This is a genomic window from Sphingorhabdus lacus, from assembly GCF_009768975.1.
Lineage (GTDB): Bacteria > Pseudomonadota > Alphaproteobacteria > Sphingomonadales > Sphingomonadaceae > Sphingorhabdus_B > Sphingorhabdus_B lacus.
In genome coordinates this window covers 2,580,990-2,600,987 of the sequence record NZ_CP035733.1, presented here as the reverse complement: position 1 = coordinate 2,600,987, position 19,998 = coordinate 2,580,990, and the positions used below count along the sequence as shown (strand labels likewise).

Here is a 19,998-nt window from a genome sequence, read left to right as displayed (position 1 = left end):
CAATATTAACATGCATCGTGTAAGAGAATTTTGTGACTAAAAGAACTTGTAAAATCTGTTCCTCAACAGAAATCTTGAAGTACTGTGTGCAACAGAATTTAGTTTATGATTGTTGCGATAGTTGCTTTTACTGTGAAAAAAGGCCTGAATATACTTCGGTCGATGCTGATTACGTAGCAAGTCAGGCTATGTATTACGAAAACCCCGATCTTGATCCCTTTCTAGAACCGAGCAGTGTTTTGGACGAAAAGATGAAGTATCGGATTAACTTGGCAGCCGCATATTTGAAAGAGAACGATCGTGTGATCGAAATTGGCCCGGGGCGTGGTTCATTTCTAGCATGGTTGCGAAGTGAAGGTTATTCCTGCACCGCTTGTGAGCAGTCGGTAGTTTTGACTAAGGAACTTCGTGACAAAGGTTTTGACGTGATCGAAGGAGAGTTCGAGCGACTTAACTTTAAATCACAGTATAATCTCGTATTCTCTTTTCATATTATTGAACACGTTACATCACCATTAGCGCATCTCGAGCAGGCGTTTAAAGTCACTCGTCCAGGAGGGCACCTCGTACTTGCTACTCCCAACTCCGCTTCTTGGCAGCAGCGATTGCTTCCCTTGTTATCTGCAAATTTTGACACTGCTCACCTTCATGTGTTTTCAAAAAGATCATTGAAATTACTGGGTGAAAAATCGGGTTGGATACATGTGCATGATTTCACGTTCGAGAATGTTTCAGGTTGGCTACGTTTGTTTTCCAAACTATTTAGAAGGATTAAAGGTGAGAATGAAAGTATGACTGCTGGAAAATATGCCAATCTAGGTGCCACGTCAGGCAGCATGAACAAACTGATCCTCTTATTCTCGTTTATTTCGGGCCCATTCCGCCGAATTCAGGCGGCTGTTGGTGGCGGTAGTGAAGTCTTTATCGTTTTGCGTAAGCCGGGCAATGGGATGGGTGAGTGAAAACAGTTCTCGTATTCGACGTATGGCTACCGGGGTTCACTTATATTAAAGAGCTTCACGACGAACCTGGCATAAATGTGATTTTTGTTCACACGTCGTCGCTTCAGACAGGGCAGCCAGCAAAAGAGTACCAGGAATTCAAACGTAAGTTCGAATTGCCCACGTGGGTACATGATTTCTCAGAGTTCGATTATTGCTTTGATACGCTCTTTAAGGCGGTGGAACCAGATTCTATTCTAGTCTTATCGCTACATCATATTGAAGCAAGAACAGCGCTTTTTTTTGCTAAGCACAATTCAATTCCCACATATTTTATACCACACGGCATTTTCCTTCTAAGTGACAAGCCTTTTGAGAGTAATCAGAATTCGAGCTTATCAAATAAACTAGCCAAGCCTTTCAGAATGTTGCCAAGAGTACGTTACTACCTTCGGTTCTTCTGCAAATTTCACGCCCAAATGGTAAGGCAGGGTCTTCGGAAACTGCAGCCGCTGATCACTTTAAAGGCAGCATTCGATTTGATTGCTCGATACTATTATTGGCAGTGGCATCCCAACGAAACTGTAAGGCGTTACTACGGCCCGATAATTGACAATCTGATTTTATACGATCCCAGCATTTCGGATTATTATCGGAAGAGCTACGGAGAAATGTTGTCAGGCGCGAATATCGTTCGATCGGGCACATTAGACACAACGCGCTTGATACGCCAGCATCGGAGAAAGCAGTCCACTAGAACTACTGAAGGCGTGGAAGATTGCGCGTATTTTATATCGAGCCCTTATCCCGATTATTTCACCCCCACAAATACGGATATCTATGCGGAAATCGTCCGGAATCTAAATGGTATATTCATAGATGCAGGGCTCAGCGGCCTCGTTTATCGCCCCCACCCGGGTGAGCCTGCCGATTTCACAGCTCGTATATGCGAAATGGCAAATGTAATTCCCGACTACTCTCCTGATTTGACAGGGTTAATCAATGCCAAACTTGCATGCGGCACATCATCGTCCATGCTTTATTGTGCCATTATCATGGGCAAGCCGATTGTTATATGGGATACAGCTAGGCTTACTGTATGCCCGCCCTATTACGAACCGCTGCTCAGTTATCCCACAATCTTGGTCGACACGGACTCTGCTTCCAATGATGAGGTACTCAAAGAGGTGCGAGCCGCGATAAATTCGAGCACGGCAGCTCCGGAGTTTGACATTTCCAAATTGGGCGATCCCATCGCTGACCTTGCTGAGCTAGTCCGTCGGCAACCCAAATCACAGACGTCGTCGAGCGAGAGTTGCTGACGTCCTACTCGTGCTAGCCAAGGAGGTGCCTTGTGATCTGTTTCGTATAATTAAAAGGCTAGCGATATAAATTGTGTCAAATGGCGTCGGAAACAAAATGGGCTCCGTGTAGCCGCGGATTAGTAGTATCCCAATTAGCGCAGCTGAGTAGGCTCTAACTATCCTTGATACAGGTTGAAAAAAAGCACAGATAGTTGCCAGGGCAATCGCAGAAACATAAAATATACCAAATATATTGTGCGCCCGTATAAATGAGTTGTGCGGGTTGCCGTTATAAAATCTTTCGATCACGGTATTTTTATAGTCAACTCCAATAATTACATTTATACCTGAAAGTCTTTCTGAGTAATCTTTATTTATGATATAACGTTCTACATCAAATAGACCCGAACCAATTTTCGTATTTTGGTTTAAATAATCTATTATTGCACCAATATTTATAACTGCATATATCAATAAAATGAATATAGCTGCGGAGTATATTGCTTTTATTGCCTTGTTCGTTTGTGAGAAAATAATATAGCTTGAATTTAGAATTACTAATATTCCAGACGCTACAATTGATCCTCGTCCAAACCCTACAACGGAGATAAACAGCGTAATGGCCGTCGTGACCAATGTTGTCCTTCTGTACAAACAGATACAAGCTACCGAATAGCAAACCTGAATACATATAATGGAGGAAGTAATGCCATTACTACTTGAGCTTTCCAGCATGGTATCTAGCGGAAAATCATCGAATCCTCGAAAGAACAAAAATACTAATACTGATGCCTGTGAGGCAACTAAAAGCCAGCCAAGGCATTTCAAATATTCATGTGGGCGCGAAACGATTGCAACCGCACTGAGCAATCCGGCTATGACTGTAATGTAGTGGAAGGCCGAATTTGGATTTCGATACAGAGCAAGCGGCAGCATTAGAGTGCATGACGCAACGACCAGCAGTGCGAAGAAGCGATCATAGCCTGTTGTTTCAGAAAATGAACGATGATTCTCATAGGCTAAGTAAAATGACATCAACACATAACCTGCAATCATTGCAGGGTGTCTTACTGCAATCGCCAGCACCATGAGAACAAGCAGCAGGAACAGTCGAAAATCGTATCCCGACATTTCGAGCCAAGATTTGTGTCGTAAATTCATTCTCGCTGGATAGACGTCTTGTTACAATAGTCAAACGCTCCTGACTTCGGCTTTTGTGCATCTAAGATTGTTGAAAGTGGAGAATAGTTTCTGGTAATGCGCTGCGATCCATATTAGAGCCGACCGCTAGACGAACTTAGCCAAATCCCGTCCCATTCGAGTGTACCATTTATGAGGAATTACCAGATCTGTGTAAACTGTGTGATGGACACCAGTGACACTGATATTGAATTTGATGAGCATGGCGTTTGCGATCATTGCCGCGGGTTTGAGCTTTATGTGAAGCCTAAATGGCACCCCGATGATGAAGGACATCGCAAGCTGGTAAGTTTAGTGGCGGATATCCGCGATTCCGGAAAGGGCAAAGAATTCGACTGCATTCTTGGAATGAGTGGCGGTTTGGATAGTTCTTATATGCTCCATCTGGCAGTGACTCAATTTAATCTAAGGCCACTAGTGTTCCATGTGGACGGAGGATGGAATACAGATATTGCAGTTAATAACATTCAAGTACTGGTCGAAAAGCTTGGACTCGATTTATATACAGAGGTAATAAACTGGCACGAAATGCGTGACTTTCAACTTGCGTTTTTTAAGTCGGGCGTACCTCATTTGGATGTTCCGCAGGACCATGCTTTTGTTGCGACACTCTACAACTTTGCCAATAAGCATGGTATAAAGTACATTTTGAACGGTGGAAATATATCTACGGAATGTGTTCGCAATCCGTTGAAATGGCTATACCACGGCACGGATATGTTGCAAATACGGGATATCCTGAAGCATTACGGCACAGTGCCTATGAAAACATACCCCTTCAGTAATATAATGAATCACAAGATTTATTTGCGCTATATTCGCGGCTTAAAAGTAGTGAAGCCATTGGACTGGATGCCCTATACTAAAGAAAAAGCCAAAACTGAGCTTAGCGAACTGTACGGGTGGCGACCCTATCCACAGAAGCATTTTGAATCACGATTCACCAAATTTTTTGAATCATACTGGCTGCCAGAGCGTTTTGGATTTGATACTAGACGTGTTCAATTTTCCAGTTTGATATTGACCGGTCAGATGAAGCGTGACGACGCTTTAAAGGAGTTGTTAGAACCCGCATACGATCCAGAAACAATCCAGCAGGAATTTGATTTCATCGCCCGCAAATTGGATATTGGTAGTGATGAGCTTCGGAATTACTTTTTGATGCCCAAAAAGTTCTACAATGATTATGCAAATCAGCGCTGGCTGTTCGATTTGGGTGCTCGTGTCCTGCAAATGGCCGGTGTGGAAAAGGCGGTTAAGCGATGATTGCCATATTAGGTTATGGCCTAGGGAACGTCAGGGCCTTTTTGAACATTTATGAGCAATTAAATACTAAATGTGTAATCGCAACAGAAGGATCACAACTGCGAAATGCGGACAGGATAATATTACCTGGAGTAGGTGCATTTGACCATGCCATGCAAAAATTGGCTTCGTCGGGGCTGAAAGAGGTATTGATTGAGGAAGTGATCGGAAAAAAGAAGCCAGTTCTTGGTGTTTGTGTCGGAATGCAAATTCTCGCAAACAGTAGCGAGGAAGGCAAGGAGAGCGGCCTTGGCTGGATCAATGGTACAGTCAGGAAACTACAATTTTCTCTAAACACACCTCAAATTTTGCCGCATATGGGTTGGAATCAAATTGATAATTTTAGCGCGCATCCCTTGCTAGATGGCCTTGATGAAGCGCTTGGTTTTTATTTTCTACACTCCTACTATTTTGACTGTCATGCACAGAGCAACAGCATCGCAGCCGCACATTATACCCAGCCATTTACCTGCGCGGTGGCCCAAGAGCACATTATGGGTGTGCAATTTCACCCCGAGAAGAGCCACAGTAACGGCATCAAGCTGTTGCAAAATTTTGCGGAAAAATTTTAGGAATGCTTAGGTCGCGGTTGATTCCGGTTCTGCTTTTGCGAGACGGTGGTTTGGTGAAAACTACCAAATTCGCAAATGACCGGTATGTCGGTGATCCGATTAATGCCGTCAGGATTTTCAATGAGAAAGAAGTTGACGAGTTAATGGTCATCGACCTCGATGCTACGGTCAATAGTAGCGCGCCAGATTACGAAATGATAGACAATTTGGCGCGCGAATGTCGGATGCCGCTTAGCTACGGTGGTGGGGTATCTAATGCTGATCAGGCTCAGCGAATTATGGAGCTAGGTGTGGAGAAGGTAGCGCTTAGTTCCCATGCTGTTGCCAGGCCTGAAACGGTAGCTGAGATCGCAGCTCAGGTTGGATCTCAAAGCGTTTCGGTAGTGCTTGATGTAAAAAAGCGTAGTTTTGGAGGATACAGAGTTTGGACACATAATGGCACCCGGGATAGCAAAAAAGACCCGGTGTCATTGGCTTCCGCGATGGAAAATGCGGGCGCAGGCGAGATCATAGTTAACTCGATTGACCGTGATGGAACCATCACAGGTTACGATCTGGATTTATGTAAACGCTTGCGAGACTCTATCAGTGTCCCTCTGACGATTTTGGGAGGAGCAGGTACACTAAACCATTTTCACGAAGCGGCAGATTTGCTTGGTACGATAGGCTTAGCGGCCGGCAGTTTTTTTGTATTCAAGGGTCAGTACCGCGCTGTGCTAATTAGCTACCCAAATAACGAAGAACGGAAGTTCCTTCAAAGTTGATTGGTTTCTATCACGTTACTATCTGTCATTTCTGATAAATCTTCGTTTGCAATATTGTTAGCATTCGGTCAGCTAAAACTTTTCTATCGAACAGTTTTGCGCTTCTTCTTCCAGCCTCACTGATATTGGAAACGTTATCGGGGCGGGCCACCAAATTGAGAGTAGCTTGTGCCAAAGATTGGGCATTCTCCGGTTCAAAGCAAATACCTGCTCCTGAAATGCGAATAATATCGGCCGCCTCCCCACGGAGACCTAGCAGGATCGGTATTCCCATTGCCATCGCTTCAAACATTTTTGACGGAATAACTGTTTCGAAAAGATGCACATTTCGTAAATGTATGACGGCAGCATCTAGGATAGACCAATATTTCGCGACTTCATCCTTAGCGACCGAGTCAAGGAAGATAACATTCTGCAACTGCATCAATCTTGCTTGTTCAACTAGATGCCTTTTACGCGCGCCATCACCGAGCAACAGGAACACAATTTGTTTCCCGGCTGGAGACTTCGATGCAATGCTAGCAGCTTCGAGTACCGTCTCGAGCGCATGTGCCATTCCGTGTGTGCCTATATAGCCGACAACAAATTTGTCTTGCAGGTTCAGTGCCTGCAAAATGGATTGATCCTTGGCAACCGGCTCATAAAGGGAAAGGTCAGCACCGTTAGTCACGACCGAGATCTTTGCAGTATCAATACCGCGCTGGGTCAGGGTTTTGCGGAATGATTCAGTGACTACTACGATGTGATCAGCTTTTCGATACAGAAACAATTCGAGCTTTTCGAAGAGATCCAATATTTTCGAACTTTTCATTGCTCCGACAGCTCTAATAGATTCGGGCCAGATATCACGTAACTCGAAGACCCAAGGCTTGCGCCTTATCAAGGCCGTTATCCATGCGGCGACTACCGTGAAGAACTGCGGAGATGTACCAATGACGACATCAAAACGGCGGACAAAAAACGCCGCAATGATAGCCGAAAACATGAAACTTAAATAATCTGCAATGCGCAGAGCAAAACCTTCATTTGCTGAAATGAAGCTCCATACTCTGATGGTATGAATTCCCGCTATTTCTTCACTTTGCCAAATGCGGTTGCGGTAGCCCGAAAACAATTTTCCCTTTGGAAAGTTAGGCGCGCAAGTAATTACGGTAACTTTATGACCTGCGGTTACCCATTCGCGGCAATGTTCAAATGTTCTGCTGGCAGGCGCGTTCATCTCAGGTGGGAAATTGTCGGTTAGAAACAAAATGTGCATTTTACTGCCATTCCAATCTGATTTGCGACTTCCCCTCGATCAATTTGACCGCAATACAAACGGTGTCGCAGCGTTCCCCAAATTTAGGGCTATAATAGCTAGCTTCTAGACTGGGGTCGCCAGTGAGAACCACCAACTGTACATCTTTGCCATCTTCCCAGACAATCTTGTATCTATTGTTGCCTGATTGAGAGACAGTAGCATCAGGATGTATTATAAATCGAGCGATAGAATGAAGCCCGCTCTCGCTAACATTGTCTGTTACGATAAAACAGTCTTCACCCAGTTGCCACCTGCGTGTGTGCACGGGGCGTTCTGGGAGGTGAGCATACCCGTTGTGTGAACAACTGACTTCTAGCATATCATTTTCTTCTTCTAGTTGCAGCCCGAAGGGATATGCTCGACGACCGACACGGAAACTGGCCCAAACATCGGACGAATTCTGGCCTCCTATCTGCACTGTCGAATGAGAAATAGTGCTCCGTTCGAAATGCCGGATTTGACTTGATCCATAGCACGACGTGCCGCCATTTATCACCAGTCGGCGTCCAAATATTGCAAGTTCGAACGACAGCGTGTCTGCGTGCGCATGTCCTGGCAAATAGTCGGGACCGATCGGGGCAACATCGAGAAGGGCCGAAGCATTTTGGCTATGCAATCGGATATAACCACTATCTGGCCAATGACGTAAACGCGAAAAGGAAGAAGAAGGCAGAATGTCGAGTTTGGCTGCGTATAGCTGCAATTCATTGACGGCTGGGGCTATTTCCAGAGCACTGTCGTTAAAGTGAGAAATTTGACCATCTGGATGAGTCATGCCAAGAAGGAAGTCGAGCATTTTTTGAGCAGTATCTTGGAATAGTTGCGACATTTGTGCTCCAGTTAGATTTGGCCATGCGCGACTAGCATTGAGTAAATCGAGAACGTCCTCCAGAAAAATCGCGTGATACATCGGGCTTCTTTCGAAATTACCGCCGTCTTCCAATATCTGTTCCGCAATTTGGTCCTCGACAATACGGAGCCCATTTCGCAGCCATCTTTCAGCTTCCTTACCCTCAAAAAACAGACCCGCTAAAACAAGTGCCTTAGCGTTCGCAAACAGGTGGTTGCCGAGCAAATGCCATTCGAGACGTTTTTGCAGCCAACGTGTCTGGCTAAATAAGCTCATTAGCATGACGGGCGTCGGAGAGGCTCCTCCGGCGACCCATTTGACCCAATTGCAAATTCGAAGCGAAAGCGGATAGGCTTCCCAGCCGTTTCCTTCGACTGGGGGATTTTCTATGATCCAGCGGTCAATTATCGTGTGGTGCCAGACCGTTCGATCAGAATGATCGTGGGCATTTAGATCGTCAAAATAATGTAGGTTATAGAGCCACAACTTATCCGGAGAAATATCATTCCATTCAGTTTTGCACGAAATAGCATGGCTTTTTCCCAAAAACTGAAAACTATCGGGCGAAACCATTGATGGCTTTCGACGAGCAGGTTCGGTCCATCGGCCAAGCCTAATACGCAATGCAGGGACTTCGGATACTGATTGTAGTTTAGGGCGATGAATGACGGCCTTTAAACGCGCAAGAATCTGGATCGCTTTCAGATGCTTAAGTGTATGCCAATAGCGCGACGGGGTTCCATGCATTGGAAAATATGTTGCCTTATCGGTATAGTTGAGCGGCTATTTGAAGAGTAATGCGACTTATCTCCAGCACTTCATTGAGTGGTATCGGGCAACACTTACCCTCTTCTACCGCATTTACAAAGGCTCTAACGCAAGCGTCGGCCCCTTTCGATTGCCGTAGTAGACGCATAGATTTAAACGTGGACCAACCCATTCCTGTCATTTTGAGAAAGTTATCAAGTGCGATTATCTTGCCGCCTGAAAATACTTCAAGACGTTCTTTCGGGAAGGCTTTGTTTCCGTTAGCCAGATAGTGAATAGTTCCGACAGAACCATTGGCAAATCGCATGGTGACGGTGCATTTGTCATCACGCACCTGAAGCGCAGGATGTGGCCCCAATGTGTTTGCCTGCACCTCTTCAATAGTGGCTCCTGCCAGAAACCGCAAGAGATCGACAAAATGGCATGCTTCGCCGATAATACGACCTCCCCCTATATTTCTGTCCTGCGTCCAGTGGGTTGGGTCGATCTCGCCGGCGTTGACCGTCATGATAAAACTTTTTGGAGCATCGACAGAATCGAGAAGTTCCTTCATCTTAATGATATGCGGAGCGAACCTCCGGTTGAAACCGATCATTAACAACTGGTTCGGGCTTTCTGCACATTGCTTCTCGATTAAATCAAGTTCGGGAACCGTCAAACAGAGCGGTTTTTCGCAGAACACATGTTTACCTGCTTGCAGAGCTGCTACGACCTGAGCCGCGTGTAAATTGTGCCTTGTCGCTATGACAGCAATATTGGCATTTCCTGATCGCAGAGCGGCCAAATCATCGCTTCCGACATTGGCAAATCCATATTTGCGGCCAATAAACGCCGCATTGCTACCGTTTGCGCTAACGACGGTGTCTAGAAAAGCCCCTGCCTTGGCAAAGGCAGGGGCCAATGTTCGGCCTGCATAATTACCTGCGCCGAGCATTATGATTGATGCACGTCCACTGGGAAGGACAGCTGAAAGACCAGTTGGCTGGGCTTTGACCAAAGGTTCATCTTCTTCCGGCCTTGAAGTGTAACCAAGAATTATACCCATTGACGGGGTCCCGGAAGTCAGCAAATCATATGCGCTGGCTGCATCTTCTAACGCAAAGCGATGGCTGATCAAAGGTTCCACATTGAGTTTGCCGGTCGCCATCATATCGAGAACAGCCTCGAAATTTCGCTGTTCGGTCCACCGTACGTAACCTACAGGGTAATCATTCCCATGCTCTTCATATGCCGGGTCATATCGGCCAGGCCCATAAGAACAGCTAACTTGAAAGCTAAGCTCCTTTTCAAAGAAATCTGCCCGCGATAGATTGAGCCCTGTTACGCCTATCAAAATTATGCGGCCTCGCTTCCTACACATTTGTGCTGCATCGTGTATGGGGTCGTTCGACCGGGTAGATGCCGCGATCAGCACGGCATCTACTCCACGACCGCGCGAAAAAGAATAGGCTGTGGTGACGACGTCATCTTGAGCAGATGCCGTTTCTGCACCAAACTGCCGCGCCAATGCGAGCTTAGCCTCGTCAAAGTCGATACCCAGAACCCGGCAACCCTGCGCCACCAGTAATTGGACAGTGATCAATCCGATGAGGCCAAGGCCAATCACCACCACACATTCGCCAAGTCCTGGTTGCGCTAGCCTGATCCCTTGGAGTCCGATTGCCCCGAGAACCGTGAATGCAGCACATTCATCAGTTACGTTGTCCGGAACTTTTGCGCACAGGTTTTTGGGGACTGATACTACTTCCGCATGCTTGCCATTACTTACGATCCGGTCGCCGGCGCGATAGCCCATCTCTGTACCGGAGTCGCCAATGACCACGCCAATGTTACAATATCCTAACGCGAGAGGTTGCTCTAGCTTGCTACTGACCGAATCCATTGTAGCACTGAGACCGTCAGTACGAATCTTGTCGAGGACCATCTTGACTTTGTCAGGCTGCTGGCGTGCTTTTTGGATCCAGTTGCCCTTACCGAAGTCAAGCATCATTCGCTCGGTTCCGGCGGAAACCAGGGTTTTGCGGGTTGCGATGAGCAGCTGCCCTTTTTGTTGCATTGGTATCGGTACATTCTCGATCGAAATCGCACCGGTTTTCAAACTCTGAAAAATCTGTTTCATAGGCTGACCTTGCTCAAGTGCACTTGTAAGCGCACTTAAATGTGAAATTTGTAAATGTGTGTGAACAGGCTGAATGGGAATTTATATTCGCGCCACAACGAATTCTTTTCGTCCTTCCGTCAGATGATAAACACGCCCCGTTCCGTTCGGACCGCCTCTATTGGATGCTACAAATTGCGTCCACCCTTAAAAGGCAGATACGATAATGCTTCTTGCAGCAAAATAGTTGAAGTCACATAGGGTACCTGATGCATCTGCTGACAACCTATATGCGATTTGGACTAGTCATCATCCACGCGATTCATTAGCGGGGCAAAAATTGCCCGTTGTGCAGCACTATCAGGATATAAGAATGAACTTTCAATCGGTGTGTGTCATTGGTCTGGGTTACATTGGACTGCCCACAGCAGCAATTATTGCGGGCAATAATATCGCTGTTACAGGCGTAGATACTAATCAACAGACCGTCGACATTATAAACCGCGGGAATATTCACATTGTCGAAGTTGATTTGGACCAGCTTGTTAGCAAGGTTGTGTCAAATGGCTCTTTGAAGGCCGTTATTGCTCCAACACCTGCAGATGTATTTATCATTGCAGTGCCAACACCTTTCGGTCCAGGCCAAGCGCCGGATATGTCGTACGTTGATGCCGCTTGCAAGTCGATTGCACCAGTACTCTCGAAAGGCAATCTGGTCATTCTGGAATCCACGTCGCCTGTCGGCTCTACCGAGAACATATCTCGGCAGTTGGCAAGATTGAGACCCGATCTTGTCATTGCCGGTCCAGACGGCGGGGTTGCCGATGTGATGATTGCTTATTGCCCAGAGAGGGTATTACCAGGCAAAATTCTGCAAGAACTGGTTGAAAATGACCGTGTTATAGGTGGGATCACTCCCGCTTCTTCCGAGGCAGCCCGGGCATTTTACAGTATTTTTGTAAACGGCCAGTGCATACTGACCGATGCGCGCACGGCTGAAATGTGCAAGTTGACCGAAAACAGTTTTAGAGATGTCAACATTGCATTTGCCAACGAATTATCGATATTGTGCGATAAGTTCCGCATCGATGTCTGGGAGCTCATCAGACTGGCAAATCGCCATCCTAGAGTGAGTATACTTCAGCCTGGCGTCGGTGTCGGGGGCCATTGTATTGCGGTGGATCCTTGGTTCATTGTGCATTCGGCGCCGGAAGAGGCACGCATGATCCGCCTGGCGCGAGAGATAAACGACGGGAAGGTCAAATGGTCTTATTCCAAATTAAAAGAGCAACTTGAAACTCTTTCAATGCAGTTGAATAGAAAACCGATAGTGGCATGCTTGGGCCTCGCTTTCAAGCCGGATATTGATGATCTTCGGGAAAGCCCAGCGCTACGTTTTTGCCGCACTATCGTAAGTAAGGGGGGGTGCGAAGTCCTTGCCGTTGAGCCGCATATCGAGCGTCTGCCCGAAGATCTGTTGAATGTTAGGCTCGTTGACCTCGACGAGGCGGTTGATCAAGCCGACATAATACTAACGCTGGTTCGTCATAGAATTTTTATCGACAAACTCCCGTCCGCACCATTAGAGAGAGCCGTCATAGATTTCTGCGGCCTATGGGCGCAATAACTTCAGTAATAATTCCGGACCAAATCACCATGCTAGAAAAAAGTTCAATACTCGTGACCGGAGGCACAGGTTCCTTCGGCCAAACATTTGTTCCCATGACATTGGCCCGCTATAATCCAAGACGAATAGTAATTTATTCCCGCGACGAGATGAAGCAATGGGAAATGGCAAAACTATTCGAAAATGATGATCGCGTTCGGTTTTTTATCGGTGATGTGCGCGATCGTGATAGACTGTATCGAGCCTTGGACGGAATCGATTATGTTGTCCACGCAGCGGCAACAAAAATTGTTCCGACAGCTGAGTATAATCCATTCGAGTGTGTCAAGACCAACATTAACGGCGCCATGAATCTGATCGACGCTGCCATAGACAAGAAGGTAAAGCGCGTCGTTGCGTTATCGACTGACAAAGCGAGCAGTCCTATAAATCTTTATGGCGCGACGAAGCTCGCCTCCGACAAGCTTTTCGTTTCTGGGAATTCATATGCAGGCTCGCAGGATACGCGCTTTGGAGTCGTTCGATACGGTAACGTTATGGGTTCACGGGGGTCGGTAATACCGTTTTTTCTCAACCTACCTGAAGGCAGCGAATTACCGATTACCGATGAGCGGATGACCCGCTTCATGATCACTTTGGAGCAAGGGGTGGAGCTGGTTTGGCACGCATTCAACGATATGCAAGGTGGCGAGATTTACGTTAAAAAGATACCGTCGATGACAATATGCGACCTTGCAGACGCTGTGAGACCAGGCACAAAAATAAAGATCATTGGTATTCGACCCGGTGAAAAACTGCACGAACAAATGATCAGTGCAGAAGACTCTCTATATACCTATGAGTATGCGGAACATTTTAAGATACTTCCGGCCATCCATAGTTGGAACTCCGATCCTATCCGGATCAAAGACGGCACAAAGGTGCCTGAGGGGTTCGTCTATTCGAGCGATAACAACAGCGAATGGATGACCAAAAATGAATTGCATAACTGGATCGACGAGAACCGAGAAAAAGTCGGAAAAATATGACAATGACTATCCCATATGGCCGACAGGACATTACGCAGGCTGATATCGATGCTGTTGTTCGGGTCCTGAAGTCAGACTTTCTAACACAAGGCCCGGTCGTAGAAGAGTTTGAGCGTGCCGTGGCGGACTACGCGCATGCATCCTTTGCAGTAGCTATGAACAGTGCCACTTCCGCCCTGCATGTCGCGTGTCTCGCGCTTGGTTTGGGTGAGGGTGATTGGCTCTGGACAACGCCGATCACTTTCGTCGCATCGGCCAATTGCGGGCTGTATTGCGGCGCTCGGGTCGACTTCGTCGACATCGACCCCGCCACAACCAATATCTGTGTCGCCGCCCTTGAAGCCAAATTGAAAACAGCGTCCCTCAACGGGTTGCTTCCCAAGGTTATAGTCGTCGTCCATTTGTCAGGGATGCCCAGTGCGATGAAGGAGATTCACCAATTAGCCCAGCAATATGGTGTCAGGTTGATCGAAGATGCTTCGCATGCGATTGGGGGCCGCTATCTTGATCACCCTATCGGGAATTGTGCATTTAGTGACATAACAGTTTTCAGTTTTCATCCGGTGAAAATTATTACGTCGGGTGAAGGGGGCATGGCTCTTACAAACAACGCGAGTTTAGCAAAATCCATGATGCAGTTACGATCGCATGGGATTAGCAGAGAACCCGACGACATGACACATGTACCAGATGGACCATGGTACTACCAGCAGTTGCAGTTGGGCTATAATTACCGATTGACAGATATTCAAGCTGCGCTTGGTTTGTCGCAGTTGGACAGGATTGATCTCTATGTTGCGGCTCGGCATCGGATTGCAGCCGAATACAACAAGCAGCTGGCAGATTTGCCTTTAATTCTCCCCACGCACAACCCTGATGGATATTCGGGGCTGCATCTCTATGTAGTACGGCTCGATCCTGCTCAAACAAGACGCAGCCGCTTGGATGTCTTCAATGAACTTCGGGAAAACGGCATTGGAGTAAACCTCCACTATATTCCTGTTCACTTGCAGCCATATTACCGGTCGATGGGGTTCGCTAATGGTGATTTTCCGAATGCCGAGAATTATTACGAACAAGCAATTACCATTCCGATGTTCCCTGGACTAACGGCCGAAAATATTGAGTATGTCGTTACCTCGATGCGACAGGCGCTTAATTGATGAAATTAGCCATTGGGACGGCGCAGTTCGGCCTAGATTACGGCATTGCTAACTGCGCGGGACAGCTTACTCAAGAGCAGGCAAGTAAAGTGATAAGCTTAGCCCGTGCAGAAGGCCTAGACCTTATCGATACAGCTGTTGCTTATGGAAGCAGCGAACAGGCACTTGGGAATTTGGGTGTAGGCGATTTTCAGGTCGTAACGAAATTGCCGAAACGGGATCCTGCACAAAGCAACTTGCGTTATTGGGCAGTCGACCAAGTGGCCCTTTCTCTTCAGCGACTCCGGTTAGACAGTATTTATGCTGTGTTGTTGCACAGCTCTGAAGATCTTATTGGGCCTGATGGTCAGTCACTGATTGATGGTCTATCCATGATAAAGGACAGGGGTTGGTGCAAAAAAATTGGAGTATCGATCTACCGCCCAAACCAACTGGATGACATCTGGCCGTATTTTCAGCCAGATATTGTGCAGAGTCCCTTCAGCATTCTGGATCGGCGGCTGGAAACAAGTGGCTGGGCCAGCCGACTGAAATCTGAAAATGTGGAACTCCACATCAGGTCGATATTTCTGCAAGGACTGTTGTTGATGCCCCCAGATGGAATACCGACGCGCTTTTCGAACTGGAATCCGGAGCTTGAAGCAATCACTGATTGGGCGCAACGGGAAGGGGTCACGCAGGCAGAAGCTTCAATCGGTTGCGCACTTGCATTGCACGCGGCTGACAGAGTGATTGTTGGCGTAGATGGCGTCAATCAACTTGAGGAGTTGATTAAAGCAAGCAAAAGAGGCGCTCTCTCTGTTCCGATGGAGTTAGCCTGCCAAGATGAGCGGTTAGTTGATCCTACCCAATGGTGACCAGTGCGCGAACAACATGGAAGACATTACGTTTAGGCATTTTGGGAGCCAGCGAGGGCAATGGCCACCCTTATTCTTGGTCGGCTATCATAAATGGATATGACGCCGATATCATGGAGGACTGTCCATTTCCGTCGATTCCTGACTATTTAGGAAAGCAGAAATATCCGGATGATTTTTTACAGGGTGCACGAGTAACGCACATTTGGTGCGAAAATCGGGCAGAGGCCGAACATATTTCTGCGGCTTCACGGATTGGCCACGTCGTCGATAATGCGGAAGATCTGATCGGTGAAGTCGACGCCATTTTGCTCGCAAGGGACGACGCGGAAAATCATTTTCGCTTCGCTGCCCCTTTTCTCAGGGCAGGACTTCCGATTTACATCGATAAACCGCTTGCAGTAACTATTGAGGATGCAGAACGTCTGTTTGCGCTAGATCCGACTGGGGGACGCATTTTCTCCTGTTCAGCATTGCGTTATGCTGATGAACTCAGGGTACGATCGGAGGAGCTCGCAAGAATAGGCAATATCCTGATGATCGACGCTTGGGCCCCAAAATACTGGGAGACATATGCGGTGCATGTCATAGAACCGTTGATAGCCCAATTTCCGACACTTGATGGAATTGCGGCGCACGAAGTTCATAAAGAGGACGGCAGAACTCAACTGACGGTCACTTGGCGCAGCGGCGTCGTGACGCGTTTCACTACCCATGGTGCGCGGCCATCCCCGATTGGCTTTAAGCTGAAAGGTGGACTGGCCGAATGTGAGAAAACATTTTCGGATTCTTTTGGGGCTTTTAAAAAAGCGCTCGAGCATTTTATAGGGGTTGCGCGAGATACAGAAGCGAATATTCCACGTCAGCAAACGCGCAAGATTGTCGAATTAATCGCGATGGCAGGATTGCACAAGGAGTTCAAAAAATGACGCGGATCGACAATTTTTCGAAATCGCAAAAAATGATTGCTCGTCTTCATGAAATTGTTCCAGGTGGCGGTCATACCTACAGCAAGGGTTTGGATCAATTTCCCTATCGTTCGCCACAACTAATAACTGGCGCAAAGGGTGCTTATTGTGTGGACGTTGACGGGAACCGCTTTCTCGACTGGGCAATGGGAAACCGCGTTTTCATTCTGGGCCACGGCTATCCAGCAGTCAACGAAGCGGTTAAGAATGCAATCGATGTTGGAGTGAACTACACTCGGCCGGGCCTTCTTGAACTAGAAGTTGCCGAATATCTTCTGGATATGCATTCTTGGGCCGGAATGGTAAAATTCGGTAAGAATGGTTCCGACGTCACGACTGCTGCCATAAAATTGGCGCGAGCAGCAACAGGGCGTGAGATTGTGGCCATATGCGGCGACCATCCATTTTTTTCGACACATGATTGGTTCATTGGCTCGACAGCGATGGACGCGGGAACGCTTCAAGGTGAAAAAAGGACAACGGTCAAATTTCGATATAATGATATGGCTTCCGTTGAAGCATTATTCGCTGAATATCCTGGCCAAATTGCAGCGATAATTCTCGAGCCTGTGAAAAACGATGCGCCCGTTGACGGTTTTCTCGAAGGTCTACGCGCAATTGCAACGCGTGAAAACGCGGTACTTATCTTTGATGAAATGATTGCAGGCATGCGTTTTCATCATCTCGGGGCTCACCATTTGTACAATGTCCAACCGGATCTCGCGACCTTCGGTAAAGCGGTCTCTAATGGGTTCAGTTTTTCGTTCTTGATCGGTGCCAAGGAGATAATGGAGCTCGGCGGTTTGATGCATGACAGGTCGCGCGTTTTCCTTCTATCCCAAACTCACGCATCCGAAACAGTCGGACTCGCAGCATGTCGTGCGACGATGGAGGAGTGCATTCGTAACGATGTCTCAACCCACGTCTGGTCGACTGGCAAAAAACTAAAAGATAAATTCAACGCGTTGGTAAAAAGTGTTGGAGTCGAAGACTATGTGCGAATTATCGGCTTTGACTGCAATCCTCAGATTCTGTCTACCCATGCAGACGGAGGCTATTGGCCTGAACTACATACTGCTTTTCATGAAGAGGTTATTGCTCAGGGTGTTCTGATTCCTTGGATTTCGATCACTTGGTCGCATGGCGATGCGGAGCTTGAGCAGACTATGAAAGCATTGGAGGCAGGCTTTAACCGAGTGAAACGATTGCTTGACGAGGGTGGCGATGTCTCCACGGGTTACGAAGGTAATGCCGTGCAGCCTGTGTTTCGTAAGTACAATAATGTGTAAACGGCTATGAACCGGCGCCACGCAATCGCTTTAGTTCCGTGTCGGCTGGATTCGACTCGATTGCCAGAAAAAGCGCTACTGGACGTTGCTGGCAAGTCTGCCATTCAGCGCCTTATAGAGCAGGTTGAACAAAGTTCGTTTCTTGATCGCACCGACATTGTAGTTTGCACAACTTTACGTTCCTCAGATGATCCACTTGCCGATGAAGTCACAAAACTCGGCGCCAATATATTCCGAGGCCATACAGATGACTTGATAGATCGCCTTTATATGGCGAGCAAAGCGTTTCCAAGCGATCTGGTAGCTGAAATCGACGGCGACGATATCTGTGCGGATCCCAATTACCTGGACATGGCACTTGCAACTGTCGAACGGGGTGAAGCTGAAGTGGCTGTCAGCGGCACAGATTTGCCATTAGGTGCTGGAACCAAAGCATTTCGAGGCGATTCCCTTGAGCGCGTCTACCAGTGTTATATCCCTGGAAAGAACGATACCGGATTCGGCTATTATCTCACACAGTCTGGACTGTTTAGCGTTACGCCAATACCTTGCGCGAATGCGTTGCATAACATGCCAAATCTGAGGCTCACTCTTGATTATCCCGAAGATCTAGAGGTTTTTAGGCGAATTTATGCCGAAGCCGACTGTCTTGGTCGAATTGCCTCACTTGATTTTATTTGCGATTTCGTGCGTCGTGTTCCGGACATTTTGGAAATCAATGCCAATCTCGATGAAGGCTATTGGGAGAGGACAGAGGCGATCTTGGCCGCAAACCCTTTGCGAGTTAAGCGCGGTGAAGAAACATATATTGTAGGACCTAGCTCATGAAAATTGCAGTTATAGGTTTGGGTTCTATGGGCCGACGGCGGGTCCGCGATCTTTTGCATCTAGGTCACGACGTGATCGGCGTAGACGTCAGAGCAGACCGGCGGAGCGACGCGCAGCGTCATTTTGGAATCAGCACCTTTGAAACACACTTAGATATTCCGTCCACAATTGAAGCGGTGGTAATTTCGACACCTCCCGACTGCCATGCTTATTTTTACGAGTTTTGCTATGCTAACGGACTTAATTTCTTCTCCGAGGCAAACATTTTCACGCCACATGTAAGTTGGTTTGTGGGCAAAGAAAAGTCGGGTCGAGTCAAGGGTTATCCCTCTGGCACATGGTTATTTCACCCGCTTGTGCAGCAGCTACGTGATAAAATAGTCGCAATTGGCACCGAACAGGTCAACACAATTTCGCATCGATATGGAGCATTCTTGCCTGACTGGCATAGCTGGGAACCCTATCACGAATTTTACGCTGGTCGGAGCAATAGCTCAGCTGCGCGCGAAATGGTTCCGTTTGAAATCGAGATTTTGGTCCATGCGCTGGGGCCTGTCGCTAATCTTTCCGCGCTGAAATGCCAGAGCCGCGACTGGCGCAACCCTTTGGACGATAGCTTTTTTATTGCTCTGGAGTTTGAATCCGGAGTCGCAGGGACGCTGTCGGTGGAGCTTCACCAAGTATCACCGGTTCGAGAAACCCGTGTGGCCATGCGTGATGATACGCTCGTTCTGCAGATTGGAGAAGGACGGCTCGATCATTTCAACCGGTCAAGCGGTTGTCAGACGACGTCTCGCCCGACTTCGTACCGAGGCCGATGGGGGTTTTACTTTGAAGACATTTATCGCAAAGAGATAGAAAATTGGATTGGTGCGTTAAACGGCGACAAATATGTAAAAAGTTGGTCGGACGACCGACATCTATCTGACATCCTCTATGCTGCCGAGTTAAGCAGCTTGAGTGGCAGAAGAGTATCAATTTCAGAGATTGCAGATGTTTATGATGGTCTGTCGTGGATTGACAGTGGTGGTCTTCCGGTTGCCGAATGATAGATTTTCTGGTAAACTAAGGAAAGCCGCATTGCGATTTGACAGACATCACCGAGTAGTCATCCGCAAACATAATCGGATCAAGCC

Annotated in this window: 17 protein-coding genes; 13 read left to right on the top strand and 4 right to left on the bottom strand. The window is 47.3% G+C overall.

The window, feature by feature from the left end; genetic code table 11:
- The first annotated feature begins 188 nt into the window (after positions 1 to 188).
- Positions 189 to 962, top strand: a complete 774-nt coding sequence (locus EUU25_RS12275; RefSeq protein WP_222848792.1) for a class I SAM-dependent methyltransferase — start codon at positions 189 to 191, stop codon at positions 960 to 962.
- Positions 959 to 2,263, top strand: a complete 1,305-nt coding sequence (locus tag EUU25_RS12270; protein WP_158901374.1) for a hypothetical protein — start codon at positions 959 to 961, stop codon at positions 2,261 to 2,263. Before EUU25_RS12275 ends, EUU25_RS12270 begins: the two co-directional genes overlap by 4 nt.
- Here the strand turns inward: EUU25_RS12270 and EUU25_RS12265 are convergent.
- A complete protein-coding gene (locus tag EUU25_RS12265) occupies positions 2,234 to 3,376 on the bottom strand; it encodes a hypothetical protein (protein WP_158901372.1) in 1,143 nt (380 codons plus the stop codon). The two genes, EUU25_RS12270 and EUU25_RS12265, sit on opposite strands and share 30 nt — an antisense overlap.
- A gap of 201 nt (positions 3,377 to 3,577) precedes the next feature.
- On the opposite strand from EUU25_RS12265, the gene EUU25_RS12260 reads away from it, so the two are divergent.
- Genes EUU25_RS12260 through EUU25_RS12250 form a run of 3 tightly spaced genes read left to right on the top strand, consistent with a single transcriptional unit; the run spans position 3,578 to position 6,086 of the window.
- A complete protein-coding gene (locus tag EUU25_RS12260) occupies positions 3,578 to 4,711 on the top strand; it encodes an N-acetyl sugar amidotransferase (RefSeq protein WP_158901370.1) in 1,134 nt (377 codons plus the stop codon).
- On the top strand, positions 4,708 to 5,322 hold the full coding sequence (gene hisH, locus EUU25_RS12255; RefSeq protein ID WP_158901368.1) for an imidazole glycerol phosphate synthase subunit HisH: 615 nt from the start codon (positions 4,708 to 4,710) through the stop codon (positions 5,320 to 5,322). The genes EUU25_RS12260 and hisH overlap by 4 nt, the downstream gene beginning before the upstream one ends.
- A gap of 2 nt (positions 5,323 to 5,324) precedes the next feature.
- Entirely contained in the window at positions 5,325 to 6,086 is a 762-nt protein-coding gene (locus EUU25_RS12250; RefSeq protein WP_158901366.1) for an AglZ/HisF2 family acetamidino modification protein, read from the top strand.
- 25 nt (positions 6,087 to 6,111) lie between these two features.
- Here EUU25_RS12250 and EUU25_RS12245 read toward each other — a convergent pair whose 3' ends face one another.
- The 3 genes from EUU25_RS12245 to EUU25_RS12235 are packed head-to-tail and all read right to left on the bottom strand — an operon-like array spanning position 6,112 to position 11,123.
- Positions 6,112 to 7,344: a glycosyltransferase family 4 protein gene (locus EUU25_RS12245; protein ID WP_158901364.1), complete on the bottom strand. Its 1,233-nt coding sequence runs from the start codon at positions 7,342 to 7,344 to the stop codon at positions 6,112 to 6,114.
- A gap of 1 nt (position 7,345) precedes the next feature.
- On the bottom strand, positions 7,346 to 8,983 hold the full coding sequence (locus tag EUU25_RS12240; protein WP_158901362.1) for a heparinase II/III family protein: 1,638 nt from the start codon (positions 8,981 to 8,983) through the stop codon (positions 7,346 to 7,348).
- Between the two features lie 16 nt (positions 8,984 to 8,999).
- Positions 9,000 to 11,123, bottom strand: coding sequence for a bi-domain-containing oxidoreductase (locus EUU25_RS12235; protein WP_158901360.1), 2,124 nt, complete (start codon positions 11,121 to 11,123; stop codon positions 9,000 to 9,002).
- A 352-nt stretch (positions 11,124 to 11,475) separates the two neighbouring features.
- Between EUU25_RS12235 and wecC the strand changes: the two genes are divergently transcribed.
- From wecC to EUU25_RS12195, 8 genes are read left to right on the top strand one after another with little or no spacing between them, the layout of a single operon-like run.
- Entirely contained in the window at positions 11,476 to 12,729 is a 1,254-nt protein-coding gene (wecC, locus tag EUU25_RS12230; protein ID WP_158901358.1) for a UDP-N-acetyl-D-mannosamine dehydrogenase, read from the top strand.
- On the top strand, positions 12,717 to 13,757 hold the full coding sequence (gene pseB, locus EUU25_RS12225) for a UDP-N-acetylglucosamine 4,6-dehydratase (inverting) (RefSeq protein ID WP_246162702.1): 1,041 nt from the start codon (positions 12,717 to 12,719) through the stop codon (positions 13,755 to 13,757). Before wecC ends, pseB begins: the two co-directional genes overlap by 13 nt.
- The gene (gene pseC / locus EUU25_RS12220) at positions 13,754 to 14,920 is read left to right on the top strand and encodes a UDP-4-amino-4,6-dideoxy-N-acetyl-beta-L-altrosamine transaminase (protein ID WP_222848791.1); all 1,167 of its coding nucleotides are present in this window, start codon (positions 13,754 to 13,756) and stop codon (positions 14,918 to 14,920) included. The genes pseB and pseC overlap by 4 nt, the downstream gene beginning before the upstream one ends.
- The gene (locus EUU25_RS12215; RefSeq protein WP_158901354.1) at positions 14,920 to 15,777 is read left to right on the top strand and encodes an aldo/keto reductase; all 858 of its coding nucleotides are present in this window, start codon (positions 14,920 to 14,922) and stop codon (positions 15,775 to 15,777) included. Before pseC ends, EUU25_RS12215 begins: the two co-directional genes overlap by 1 nt.
- A complete protein-coding gene (locus EUU25_RS12210) occupies positions 15,771 to 16,706 on the top strand; it encodes a Gfo/Idh/MocA family oxidoreductase (protein WP_158901352.1) in 936 nt (311 codons plus the stop codon). Before EUU25_RS12215 ends, EUU25_RS12210 begins: the two co-directional genes overlap by 7 nt.
- Positions 16,703 to 18,034, top strand: coding sequence for a glutamate-1-semialdehyde 2,1-aminomutase (locus EUU25_RS12205; protein WP_158901350.1), 1,332 nt, complete (start codon positions 16,703 to 16,705; stop codon positions 18,032 to 18,034). Before EUU25_RS12210 ends, EUU25_RS12205 begins: the two co-directional genes overlap by 4 nt.
- Before the next feature lie 6 nt (positions 18,035 to 18,040).
- The gene (locus EUU25_RS12200; RefSeq protein WP_281346992.1) at positions 18,041 to 18,862 is read left to right on the top strand and encodes a cytidylyltransferase domain-containing protein; all 822 of its coding nucleotides are present in this window, start codon (positions 18,041 to 18,043) and stop codon (positions 18,860 to 18,862) included.
- Complete coding sequence (locus EUU25_RS12195) at positions 18,859 to 19,911, top strand: Gfo/Idh/MocA family oxidoreductase (RefSeq protein WP_158901346.1); 1,053 nt, start codon at positions 18,859 to 18,861, stop codon at positions 19,909 to 19,911. Before EUU25_RS12200 ends, EUU25_RS12195 begins: the two co-directional genes overlap by 4 nt.
- Positions 19,912 to 19,998: the final 87 nt, after the last annotated feature.